Genomic DNA, 12,224 nt, shown 5'->3' on the forward strand with positions numbered 1-12,224 from the left:
TGTTATTTCTCCGGCTGTAGTCTTAAGCGGATATCGGGGCCGACAAAGCGAAAGTCGACAAATTTGAATTCAGGGCGCTCCGACATGCGGGCAAGTTCCGGTAAACTGAAAATGCCGCGCCCGCTGTCTCCCAGCGCGCAAGGAGCTTGATAAATAACCCATTCGTCTATTAATCCGGCCTGCAGCAACGCGCCGTTCAGGGTCGCGCCCGCTTCTATCATCACCTCGTTAAAACCGGCGCGGCCCAGTTCATCCGCGACAAAAGCCAAATCAAGGCGGCCCGAGCCGCTCAAAGGCAATGGAACCACGTCGGCTCCGGCCGCCTCCAGACTCCGCACTCGCGACATATCGGCCTGCTCGCCCGTGTAAATCAGCGTGCGTCCCGGCAGCTTCAGCATTTGAGCATCAACCGGAAAACGCAACTGCGTATCGAGCACGACTCGATCCGGCGCGCGGCTACGCTCCAGCAAACCGGGCAAACGCACCGTCAGCGCGGGATCGTCGGCCAGAACCGTATCGACGCCGGTCAATACGGCTGCGCACGAGGCACGCAGCCGTTGCACGTCATGACGGGAAGCCTCGCTGCTGATCCATTTGCTCTCGCCGGAAGCCAGTGCGGTGCGTCCGTCCAGGCTCATTGCAATTTTGCTGAATAGCCACGGACGACCGCTACGCATGCGTCTGCAATAACCGCGATTCAGGCGCTCGGCCTCCGCGCCGAGCAGGCCCAACGCCGTTTCGATACCGGCTTGCGCCAGCTTCCGCATCCCTTTTCCGGCAACCAGCGGGTTGGGGTCCTGCATCGCAGCGACCACGCGGCTCACGCCCGCAGCAATCAGCGCGTCGGCGCACGGCGGGGTCTTGCCATAATGACTGCAAGGTTCCAGCGTGACATAGGCGGTTGCACCTCGCGCCGCATTTCCAGCCTGCTTTAACGCGTAAACCTCCGCATGCGGCCCGCCACCCGAACGCTGATGCCAGCCCTCTCCGACGAGAATGCCGTCACGCGCCAGCACGCAACCCACGCGCGGATTCGGGTGCGTCAGGTTCAGCGCCTGTTCCGCCAAACGCAGCGCGTGCGCCATGAAAACGGCATCCTGCTTATTCAAAATAAACCTGCCCCGATACTGGCTTGTTACGCGGAAAAATCATCCGTATCGATCTGCGGCTGCAATACATCGACCGGCTGTTTTTCGAGATTATCGATTACGGTGCGGAATTCGTTAACATCCTGAAAGCTTCTGTATACGGAAGCGAAGCGGACATAGGCGACATGATCAAGCCGGCTCAACTCTCTCATCACGCTCTCACCGACAAAGTGCGAAGGAATTTCGCGTTCTCCGCTGGTGCGCAGGCGCTTTTTGATACGATTGATGGCGGCCTCGATCTGGTCGCTTCCGACCGGGCGTTTTTCGAGCGCGCGCAGCATGCCGCCACGCAGTTTATCCTCACGGAAAGGCTCGCGATTGCCGTTGCTTTTAACAATGCGGGGCAGACTCAGCTCCGCGACCTCAAACGTGGTGAAGCGTTCGTTGCATTCGCTGCAGGCGCGGCGCCTGCGCACATTGTCGCCTTCCTGGGAAAGCCGGGAATCAACAACCCGGGTATCCTGAGCGCCGCAAAAGGGACATCGCATGTCGAAGCGCCTTATCCTTATCCGGGATAAACCGGAAAACGGCGGCAAAGCTCTATTACATTATGCTTGACATGCGCAATCGACTCATCGTTCTCAGGGCTATCCAGCACATCGCAGATCCAGCCGCCAAGCTCAATACATTCGTCAATACCAAATCCGCGCGTCGTAACCGCCGGCGTGCCGATACGAATACCGCTGGTCACGAACGGGGATTGCGGGTCGTTGGGCACGGCGTTCTTATTGACGGTGATATTTGCAAGGCCCAGCTTTTCGTCAGCCAGTTTTCCGGTTATGCCTTTATCTACCAAATCCAGTAAAAACAAATGATTATCCGTACCACCCGAAACTATTTTATAGCCGCGCGCAATAAGTGCGGAAGCCATTGCCCTGGCATTATCAACCACGCTCTGTTGATAATGCCTGAATTCAGGCTGCAAAGCTTCCAGTAGAGCCACGGCCTTTGCGGCAATCACATGCATCAGCGGGCCGCCTTGAATACCGGGAAATATTGTCGAACTCAGCTTCTTTTCCAGTTCCGGATCCGCTTTGGCGAGAATCAAACCGCCACGTGGACCGCGCAGGGTTTTATGAGTCGTCGTTGTGGTGACGTCGGCGATCTGCACCGGGTTAGGATAAACTCCGGCAGCCACCAAACCGGCGACATGCGCCATATCTACCATCAGATATGCGCCTGCCTCGTCGGCAATCTCGCGAAAACGCAGCCAATCGACTATACGCGAGTAAGCTGAAAAACCGGCGATTATCATTTTCGGACGATGCTCGCGCGCCAGCGCGGCTACTTGCTCGTAGTCGATCTCGCCGCTGTCTGGATTTAATCCGTATTGCACGGCGTTATAAATCTTGCCGGAGAAGTTGACCTTGGCGCCATGCGTCAAATGACCGCCGTGCGCCAGACTCATACCCAGCACGGTATCTCCCGGATTCAACAGCGCCATATAAACCGCAGCATTGGCCTGGGAACCGGAATGAGGCTGTACATTGGCATAATCGGCGGAGAAAAGCGTTTTGGCGCGCGATATCGCCAGCTCCTCGACTACATCGACAAACTCGCAGCCGCCGTAATAGCGTTTTGAAGGGTAGCCTTCTGCGTATTTGTTGGTGAGTACCGAGCCTTGAGCCTGCAATACTCTCGGACTTGCGTAATTTTCCGAGGCAATCAGCTCCAGATGATCTTCCTGCCGCCTCTCTTCACCTTGAATCGCCGCCCACAATGCATCGTCGAAACCGGCAATTTCCATACCTTTGCTGAACATAGCCACCCAGAAAACTTTAAATAACGAAAGACCTCGGATTATAACCTAAATTCGGGTAGCGAACCCGCAAAATGAAAATGTGCGATATCCCCCATAATTCCGCGTTAAAACACACGTATCTCACCTTTTACCACCCCAGAAAAAGGGTAATAACTTGATTTGCATGCGATAGAATAGTTGGCATATAACATGCTTAACTATCAGACATCCATAAGGATCAAGGGCATATCGCTACCGTTTACCCCCATCACAGGAGTTATCACCATGCCACAAGATAAAACTTTACCACCCCAATCCTCCGATTTCATCGAAATACAAAATCTTTTTCACACACTCGAACAACCCTATGATCTCAAGGAAATCACTCGCTTCAACCAAACCTACGAGCGCAGCTATTGGAAACTGCGCAAGGAAGAAAAACAGCGCGCCGAAGCGCTTGTAGATAAACTGATTGCAGGATTAAAAACACCCAATCTGGCAAGCAGAATTTTCGGGGTGGTCTAAGCCCGACTCCCAATAAAGATAGCCAAAACACCGCCCCGGCCGATAACGCGCGCTTCGGCTTACGCCGCACAGAGTCCAGCCACCTGAACCGCCTTTCGATAAAGCCAACGCGGGCGCTATAACCGCCAACGCAGCAAGCTTTCCCGACCCCGCCCCGCACAGTTTATATTCCATAAAGAACATTAAAGTTATTTTTTATAATTTAACAATATCAAACAGCATTAAAGTTTCACCCCCCGAAAGCCGATGTAACCATCAAGGGTTATTGAGATAAGCAGTGGGTGTAAGGGACCATGGAGTTGCAGCATGTGACCTGGACAACACACCCAAGCTTGAAAAACGGGAGGGATACATCATGGTCGCCGCAGTCAATAGTTTCGCCGCAATCAACGGCGTGACACAAGCCAGTAGCTCACATGGCTCTGCGGGTCAGCAACGCAGCTTAAGCATGGGTACGCTATCGCAAGCCTTGTTATCGGGAAATCTGGCGGCAGCTCAAAAGGCATACGGTTCTCTTTCCGCAACCTATCCGGGCGGAGCGATTACGAATGCGCCGAACAGCCCGCTTGCAAAAATAGGGCAAGCATTAAAAGCGGGCAACCTCGCTGCAGCACAGTCGGTCCTCCCATCGCTGAACGGCGTAGGGCGGAGTTATGCAGCTACCAGCAGCAGCGCCAACACAACGGCGATTAATTCCGGCTTCGCGGCAACGCTGGCCGCTTTAAGCGGCAGCTCCAGCGGCGGTTTCAGCATAAAAGCATAAAAAAATCAATCCGGCACAAGCCTGTTCGAATTAAGCTAATCGGAGTGTGCTGGTTACGCTTAAATAATACAGTTTGCGCGGCAACTCCAAAGGGCAACCGGCATGAAGCTTGCTGAATAAGGGAAGAGCTGGGGCTGTTGCCACCGAGGCCTGCCATGAACACCTCCTTGACAGCTTCAGGGCGGACAGGGCTGGCGGACCGTATCCCGGAGCGAATAGTTACGTTCACTCCCCGAATAAACTCATTTCATGCCAAGCGATTAATTGCCTCTTTTGCCAAATCGCTCAACCCTTCCCCGCCTGCCTGATAATATAACTTGATCTGGTTACGCATACGCGGATCCCAAAATTTGCTTATATGATCACGCACCCCGCCAACCGCCAACTCCCGATCAGGTTCGCTCTGGAAAAAAGCACTGATATCGTTGGCCATTTTGATCAAGTTTTCTATATACATAAAACTGCCGCTTAACTTGTTGTTATTTAAAAACACCTTTTCAATGAAACCCGCGTGCGCCATGAAAAACGTGTCCGTTGACGAATTGATCGGCTGTATCGCCTAACCGACCGTGGCGAAAACATCATCTCTTATCATGCTAGTTCGCGCCACGCCGCCCGCGCATGCTTACTCTTTCACCCAGCCCGTTCCGCTTGCCCCAAGGTCTGCGTTACAGCGCCGGGCGATGCGAACATGCTTCGCAAAATCCCGCCTGAGCTCCGGATGGGATGAGACCAGGTGTTCGCTATGCAATTTGTGTATGGTAACTTTAAAAAATCAGCCACTATCCAGCTTTTAGCGCCTTCTGCGTAAAACGCATCATCAAAAATAGCTATATTGTAATCTTCGAATGAAGCTATTTTACAGAAGCGGGCCTTAACCAGCGATCAACCTCTATCGCGGGCTAACGCCTGCTCCCGTGTTGATATATAACGGTAGCTTAATAATTAAAAAATCAAAGCAATCGCTGCGGATGAGCATAAACGATGTGACTTTTATCGCGTAAAAACCCCACCAGGGTAAAACCGGTTTCACGCGCAAGACGAATAGCCAGGCCGGTTGGCGCAGACATGGCAGCCATCATACCGATGCCTACGGCAGCGCATTTCTGCACCATTTCGTAGCTTGCACGACTGGTCACCAGCGCATAGCCTTCATTTCTATTAGCGCCGGTTCTCGCCAGCACGCCGATCAGCTTATCCAGCGCATTATGCCGGCCCACATCCTCCCTGACATAAACAATACCTCGCCCCGGCACCAGCCATGCAGCCGCATGCACTGCACCGGTTTGCGTATTAAGCTTTTGCCAGCCGGAAATTTCCGCCAATCCGTCATGCAGATCTCGATGACTCACCTGAACGCCTCCCGCCGGCAACGGCTGCGGATGACGCACCGCTTGCTGCAACGTTGCCGAACCGCAGAGTCCGCAACCGGTACGCCCGGTCAAATTGCGTTCTTTACCGGGCAGCAAGGCAAAACGCTCTTCCGGAATCTTTACCCGTACGTCAATACCATCGGAACGATGATGCACCCGAATGGAATAAACTTCTGCAACGGCTTGCACAATACCTTCGGTCAAGCTGAAGCCGAGCGCAAAATCCTCAATATCCAGTGGGGTTGCAAGCATTACCACATGCGACAGGCCGTTATAACTCAAAGCTACAGGAACTTCTTCGGCGATTTCATCCGTTACAACCGGATCGCACCCCCGCCCCTGATGCCAGCGCTGCACCACATACTGCCCATGAGCAGGCCAACTGATGTTTTCGTTAGTCGTCGCGCATTGTAAAGGAGCCGGCTGGTAACCATACAACCCGGGAGCTACCGGAATTTCCCCCGGCTCCATATTGCTTTTCGTGACCAATCAGCAGCAACTAACCGGTCGTCGCGTTCTCCAGGAACGACAATTGTTGCTCGCTAAACTCTTGAAAGCCCTTCTGCCATTCGGAAGGCGCATTAACTTTCGTTACCTGTACCGCCGTTACCTTATACTCCGGGCAGTTGGTTGCCCAGTCCGAATTATCGGTGGTAATAACATTGGCGCCCGACTCGGGAAAATGGAACGTGGTGTATACCACACCCGGCTGCACGCGCTCGCTCACCAAGGCATGCAATACAGTCTCTCCCGCCCGGCTTTTGATGCCTACCCAGTCGCCATCGTTGATACCACGATCCTCGGCATCGTGCGGATGAATTTCCAGACGATCCTCGGAATGCCAGGCCGTATTTGCAGTACGGCGCGTCTGCGCGCCGACGTTGTACTGAGAAAGAATGCGTCCGGTAGTCAATATGAGCGGATACTTGCTGCTGACTCGCTCCTGCGTCGGTACGAACTCGGTCAGCATGAAGCGCCCCTTGCCGCGCACAAACCCCTGCACATGCATGGTTGGCGTCCCCTCAGGCGTAGCGTCATTACAAGGCCATTGTATGCTGCCCTTTTCGTCGATCTTCTTGAAACTGACGCCTTTGAAGGTCGGGACCAGACTGGCAATTTCATCCATGACTTCAGAGGTGTTGGCGTAGTTCATCGGATATCCCAGCGCGTTGGACAGCAATTGAGTCACCTCCCAGTCCTCATAGCCGGCCAATGGCGGCATTACCCTGCGCACCGGAGAAATACGGCGTTCCGCATTGGTGAACGTTCCGGTCTTCTCCAAAAAGGATGCGCCCGGCAGGAAAACATGGGCAAATTTCGCAGTTTCGTTCAGAAAAATATCCTGAACCACGACACATTCCATCGATTTCAATGCCGCCATGACATGCTGGGTATCCGGATCGGATTGCGCGATATCCTCTCCTTCGCAATACAAGCCCTTGAAACTGCCATCCAGCGCGGCGCCGAACATGTTCGGAATACGCAAACCCGGCTCTGGGTCCAGCTTAACACCCCAGGCGCTTTCAAACAGGCTGCGCGTAGCGGTATCGGATATATGGCGATAACCCGGCAACTCATGCGGAAAGGAGCCCATATCGCACGAACCCTGCACATTGTTTTGACCGCGCAACGGATTTACGCCCACGCCTTCGCGGCCTATATTCCCGGTAGCCATCGCCAGGTTGGCGATGCCGATAACCATGGTCGAACCCTGGCTATGCTCGGTCACGCCCAGTCCGTAGTAAATCGCGCCATTCGGCACGGTGGCGTATAAACGCGCCGCCTCGCGCACTGTCTCCGCTGGTACGCCGGTAACGGACTCGCTGGCTTCCGGAGAATTACGCTGCTCGGAAACAAATGCCTTCCACTTCGCCCATGACTCCTGATCGCAACGCTCGGCTACAAACTGTTCCTTTACCAAGCCCTCGGTCACAATCACATGAGCCAATGCATTCACTATCGCCACGTTGGTGCCGGGCTTGAGTTTAAGATGATAGTCCGCCTTGATATGCGCCGATTTGACCAGATCCGTATCGCGAGGGTCCACGACGATCAGTTTGGCGCCCTGTCGCAAACGCTTCTTCATCAGCGAGCCGAATACAGGATGGCCGTCGGTAGGATTCACACCGATCACCATAATCGCATCGGATTGCATCACCGAATCGAAGGTCTGCGTTCCTGCCGACGTGCCGTAAGTCACGCTCAATCCGTAACCGGTCGGAGAGTGGCAAACGCGCGCGCAGGTATCGACATTATTGTTGCCGAACGCCGCGCGTATCAGCTTCTGCACCAGATAGGCTTCTTCGTTGGTGCAGCGGCTGGAAGTCAGGCCGCCGACTGAATCCTTGCCGTATTTGGCCTGGATGCGTTTAAATTCGGAAGCGGCATAATTGATGGCTTCTTCCCAGCTCACTTTCTGCCATGGGTCGCTGATGGACTTGCGTATCATCGGCGTGGTGATGCGATCCGGGTGGGTCGCGTAGCCGAATGCAAAACGTCCCTTTACGCAGGAATGACCGTGATTGGCCTGGCCGTTCTTATCGGGGACCATGCGCACCAGTTTCGCGCCCTGCATTTCCGCGCGGAACGAGCAACCGACGCCGCAATAGGCGCAGGTGGTTATGATGCTGTGGTCGGCCTGCCCATGTTCAATCACGCTGTTTTCCATCAGGGTCGCTGTCGGGCAGGCCTGTACGCAAGCGCCGCACGACACGCATTCAGAATCCATGAAATCCTGATGCTGCCCGGGTGAAATCGCCGAATCGAAGCCGCGTCCGTCTATGGTCAGCGCGAAGGTACCCTGCGTTTCTTCGCAGGCGCGCACGCAACGCGAACAAACGATGCACTTGCTCGGGTCGAAGGTGAAATAAGGATTACTGCGATCCTTATCGGACTTCAGGTGATTCCTGCCTTCGTAGCCGTAACGCACATCGCGCAAGCCTACCGTACCCGCCATGGTCTGCAATTCGCAATTGCCATTGGCGGAGCATGTCAGACAATCCAGCGGATGATCGGAAATATAGAGTTCCATGATGCCGCGGCGAACCTGGGCCAGCTTGTCGTTCTGGGTCACGACCTTCATGCCTTCGTAAACCGGCGTGGTGCAGGAAGCCGGATAACCGCGCCCGCCCTGAACCTGGACGACGCACAAACGGCATGACCCGAACGGATTCAGACTGTCGGTCGCGCAAAGCCTGGGGATATCAATACCGATACTGGACGCCGCTCGCATGACCGAAGTCCCTTCCGGGACGGTCACGTTGAAGCCGTCGATTTCCAGGCTCACCTTTTTTTCGGATGCGCTCGCCGGCGTACCGTAGTCTTTTTCGTGTTGTAGTGTCATAGTGTTACCTCGTGTGCTGGTTGCAGGCCTGCCGTTCATCCGTGGATGAATGTTTAGATTACTTCGATTTTTCGCCGCCAACTACCCCAAAATCTTCCGGGAAATGGTTCAGCGAACTCAAAACCGGATAGGGAGTCATGCCTCCCAGCGCGCAAAGGGAAGCATTCAGCATCGTGTCGCTCAGATCGCGCAGCAACGCGACCGTCTGATCCGTGTTTTCGCCTGCAATAATATGATCCATCACCTCGACGCCGCGTGTGGAGCCAATACGGCAAGGCGTGCATTTACCGCAAGACTCTTCCGCGCAGAACTCCAGTGCGTAACGAGCCATCTGCGCCATATCAACCGTATCGTCGAACACGACAACCCCGCCATGCCCGAGCACCGCCCAGATCGCTGCGAAAGCCTCGTAATCCAGCGGCGTATCGAACTGCGATTCCGGCATGAATGAACCCAATGGTCCACCCACCTGCACCGCGCGGATCGGACGCCCGGATGCCGAACCGCCGCCGTAATCGTACAGCAGCTCGCGCAAGGTAATGCCAAATGCCTTCTCGATCAAACCGGCTCGCTTGATATTGCCGGCCAGTTGTATCGGCAGGGTTCCGCGCGAACGGCCCATGCCGAAATCGCGGTAATAATCGCCGCCCTTATCCAGAATAATAGGTACCGACGCCAGCGAAATAACATTGTTGATAACTGTCGGCTTGCCGAAGAGCCCCTGGATGGCGGGCAACGGCGGCTTGAAACGCACCAGTCCGCGTTTACCCTCTATACTTTCCATCAGAGCGGTTTCTTCACCGCAAACATAAGCGCCCGCGCCTATGCGCACTTCGAGGCCGAACGACTTACCGCTGCCGCAAATGTCCTTACCCAAATAACCGGCGGCATAGGCAGCGGCAATGGCTGCATTCAGGTTTTTAGCGGCATGCGGATATTCGACGCGCAAATAAATATAACCCTGGGTCGCACCAACCGCCAGCCCGGCGATGGTCATGCCTTCGATCAATACAAAGGGATCGCCCTCCATGATCATGCGATCGGAAAATGTCCCGGAATCGCCTTCGTCGGCGTTGCAAACCACGTACTTCTGATTAGACTCGGCATTGAGCACGGTGTTCCACTTGATGCCGGTCGGAAATGCCGCGCCGCCTCTTCCACGCAATCCGGAATCGGTCACCTGCTTGACGATCTCCGCCGGAGACAACGCCAGTGCATTTTTCAGTCCGCGATAGCCGTCATGCGCCAGAAAATCCTCCAGACTGACCGGATCGGTAATTCCGACGCGAGCGTTGGTCAAACGCTCCTGGTTTTTCAGATAAGGGATTTCATCAGTCAGGCCGCGAGCCAAATCATGCGCGCCGCCGCGTAGGAAAGCGGCATCGAAAAGACCGGCGACATCGGCGGTGCTGACCGGGCCATAAGCCATACGGCCCTGAGGCGTCACCACCTCAACCAAAGGCTCCAGCCAAAACAGGCCGCGCGAGCCGTTGCGCACCAGTTTGATGTCTTGACCGCGCGCCTGCGCTTCGCTCTCAATCGCCTTTGCTACTTTCTCCGCACCCAGCGACAGCGCACTGGAATCAAACGGTACATAAATGGTTGTCGTCATGCCTGCGTCCTCACGTCAGCGACTATTTCGTCAAACCGCGCCGCGCTTACACGGCCATAAACCTCGCCGTCAATCGCAATCGCCGGCGAACAGGCGCAATTACCCAGACAATAAACCGGCTCCAGACTGATAGCGCCATCTGCCGTAGTTTCATGAAAATCGATACCCAGCTCCGCTTTCGCGTGTGACTGCAACGCGACGCCGCCCATGGACTGGCAGGATTCGGCACGGCAGATATGCAGCGTATGCTTGCCCGGCGGCGTTTCCCTGAAATAGTGATAGAAGGTAATGACGCCGTGGACTTCCGCACGGGACAAATTGAGCGCTTTCGCAATCAACGGCACGCTCTCGGATGGAATATATCCCAGAGCGTCCTGTATACCGTGCAATATCGGCAACAACGCGCCAGGCTTGTCCTTCAAACCGTCAATAACGGCTGAAACCGTACTCTTGTCCCAGTCCAGGTGATTCATTTTGCTCTCGTTCAACATTGATTTTTCATACCCAATCACGCGGAACGTCCCTTTGCCCGATTCCCACGCATAGAGACCAAAGGCACGCGCATGCTTTTATTATATTTTAACTCATCGCAACAAAAAACGCGCTGTCCTGTAACAATTTTGCTATCGGTTTATCTAGCTATATCGAGACCGGTTTACTCTACCTGCATTGCAACTCGCCGCCGCTGTCTCCGAGCCCCGGGACGCGAGTATTGAAAACCACCCAAGCATTTGGTTCCAGGCTCAATATAGGTTTCAGGGTCTTGAAGACCCGTTTTTTAAAGGGAAAAATGGTCTGAGCGGGAACAAGAAGGTAAGATACGGGTTATTTTTCATAACAGATTGAAACTATTGATGATCGTAAATATTAAAGCACTAATCAACGACGCCTCTGGCTACGAAAAAATTCGAGAATTACGTTGGCCTAATGGCGTTTGTTGCCCCCAATGTGGATCGGCAGATGCCATCAAGCGAGACAGGGATGATAAGCAAAAAGAACGCCAGAGCTATGCATGCAAAGCGTGCAGTAGCCGATTCGCCTATCGCGGTCCCTGCGGCCAGTACGCCGAAAATACGTCCGCGGTATTCCGGGATGAACTGAATCACGCGCCAGATATTCTTCAGGAACTCAGCTTTTTTGGCCGTACACGACGGAAAACCTGCGTGATCAGGATAAACCCGATACCCTCCTCCAGAAACCGGGTGGCAAATCTATCGGCGACGCGCCCATGCGCCAGACTGGATTGCACCGCTACGACATTCTTCCATGCCGTTTGCAAATGCGCTGCGACAGATGCAGAAAATTGCCCGGCTCGCCCAGCCACTGAAGGTCATGCGTGGCGGCAACGCCCAGCAGTACCCCTGCAACCGGGGTAGGGACAGTAAGCAGGATGTGTTTGGAGAAAAACGGAAAGATCGGCGGAGTATATTCATGAATTTTGGATGCCGTACAAACTCTGTAGACGCGCAATTTTTGGCTCATCGTCAACGACTAATATGGAATGATCCATCATGAGATGTATGCCATGGCCTTAGAGACTGTTCATAATCTATTCAGTAATAACATCAGGAAGTCCGAATGGACGAACGGCCAAGGGATGTCGAGTTCAAGCTCGCAGTTTTTCCTGAACACCGACACTTATGCAGCCAGACGACGTAAGAGAGCTCCGCTATCCACCGATGGGGTCATCACCGCAAGTATGCAGCTCGTTGCGCTTGG

11 protein-coding genes and 1 pseudogene are annotated in these 12,224 nt (G+C 54.3%); 3 read left to right on the plus strand and 9 right to left on the minus strand.

Features of this window, described 5'->3' with window-relative positions; genetic code table 11:
- Positions 1 to 2 precede the first annotated feature (2 nt).
- Genes ribD through glyA form a run of 3 tightly spaced genes read right to left on the minus strand, consistent with a single transcriptional unit; the run spans position 3 to position 2,910 of the window.
- The gene (gene ribD, locus F6R98_RS12580) at positions 3 to 1,109 is read right to left on the minus strand and encodes a bifunctional diaminohydroxyphosphoribosylaminopyrimidine deaminase/5-amino-6-(5-phosphoribosylamino)uracil reductase RibD (RefSeq protein ID WP_407079249.1); all 1,107 of its coding nucleotides are present in this window, start codon (positions 1,107 to 1,109) and stop codon (positions 3 to 5) included.
- Between the two features lie 26 nt (positions 1,110 to 1,135).
- The gene (gene nrdR, locus F6R98_RS12585; protein ID WP_153249322.1) at positions 1,136 to 1,636 is read right to left on the minus strand and encodes a transcriptional regulator NrdR; all 501 of its coding nucleotides are present in this window, start codon (positions 1,634 to 1,636) and stop codon (positions 1,136 to 1,138) included.
- Positions 1,637 to 1,653: 17 nt separating this feature from the next.
- Positions 1,654 to 2,910 (minus strand): serine hydroxymethyltransferase, encoded by a 1,257-nt coding sequence (gene glyA / locus F6R98_RS12590; protein ID WP_153249323.1) that lies wholly within the window; start codon positions 2,908 to 2,910, stop codon positions 1,654 to 1,656.
- Positions 2,911 to 3,174: 264 nt separating this feature from the next.
- On the opposite strand from glyA, the gene F6R98_RS12595 reads away from it, so the two are divergent.
- Positions 3,175 to 3,414, plus strand: coding sequence for a hypothetical protein (locus F6R98_RS12595; protein ID WP_153249324.1), 240 nt, complete (start codon positions 3,175 to 3,177; stop codon positions 3,412 to 3,414).
- Between the two features lie 355 nt (positions 3,415 to 3,769).
- Positions 3,770 to 4,177: a hypothetical protein gene (locus F6R98_RS12600; protein WP_153249325.1), complete on the plus strand. Its 408-nt coding sequence runs from the start codon at positions 3,770 to 3,772 to the stop codon at positions 4,175 to 4,177.
- A 247-nt stretch (positions 4,178 to 4,424) separates the two neighbouring features.
- On the opposite strand, the gene F6R98_RS12605 is transcribed toward F6R98_RS12600, so the two are convergent.
- From F6R98_RS12605 to F6R98_RS12625, 5 genes are all read right to left on the minus strand, one after another.
- The gene (locus F6R98_RS12605) at positions 4,425 to 4,697 is read right to left on the minus strand and encodes a formate dehydrogenase subunit delta (protein WP_315699062.1); all 273 of its coding nucleotides are present in this window, start codon (positions 4,695 to 4,697) and stop codon (positions 4,425 to 4,427) included.
- Between the two features lie 433 nt (positions 4,698 to 5,130).
- Complete coding sequence (gene fdhD, locus F6R98_RS12610) at positions 5,131 to 6,021, minus strand: formate dehydrogenase accessory sulfurtransferase FdhD (protein ID WP_153249326.1); 891 nt, start codon at positions 6,019 to 6,021, stop codon at positions 5,131 to 5,133.
- Between the two features lie 28 nt (positions 6,022 to 6,049).
- Positions 6,050 to 8,893, minus strand: a complete 2,844-nt coding sequence (fdhF, locus tag F6R98_RS12615; protein WP_153249327.1) for a formate dehydrogenase subunit alpha — start codon at positions 8,891 to 8,893, stop codon at positions 6,050 to 6,052.
- A 58-nt stretch (positions 8,894 to 8,951) separates the two neighbouring features.
- Positions 8,952 to 10,505, minus strand: coding sequence for a formate dehydrogenase beta subunit (locus F6R98_RS12620; protein WP_153249328.1), 1,554 nt, complete (start codon positions 10,503 to 10,505; stop codon positions 8,952 to 8,954).
- Positions 10,502 to 10,978: a formate dehydrogenase subunit gamma gene (locus F6R98_RS12625; RefSeq protein ID WP_153249329.1), complete on the minus strand. Its 477-nt coding sequence runs from the start codon at positions 10,976 to 10,978 to the stop codon at positions 10,502 to 10,504. The genes F6R98_RS12620 and F6R98_RS12625 overlap by 4 nt, the downstream gene beginning before the upstream one ends.
- Before the next feature lie 381 nt (positions 10,979 to 11,359).
- Between F6R98_RS12625 and F6R98_RS22810 the strand changes: the two are divergent.
- A pseudogene (locus F6R98_RS22810) lies at positions 11,360 to 11,521 on the plus strand (transposase); the annotation flags it as partial.
- Between the two features lie 104 nt (positions 11,522 to 11,625).
- Here F6R98_RS22810 and F6R98_RS22065 read toward each other — a convergent pair.
- Positions 11,626 to 11,829 carry a hypothetical protein gene (locus tag F6R98_RS22065; protein WP_228124859.1) on the minus strand — a complete coding sequence of 68 codons (204 nt, stop codon included), beginning with the start codon at positions 11,827 to 11,829 and terminating at the stop codon, positions 11,626 to 11,628.
- Between the last annotated feature and the right edge of the window lie 395 nt (positions 11,830 to 12,224).

Origin of the sequence: Candidatus Methylospira mobilis, from assembly GCF_009498235.1 — a bacterium.
GTDB lineage: Bacteria > Pseudomonadota > Gammaproteobacteria > Methylococcales > Methylococcaceae > Methylospira > Methylospira mobilis.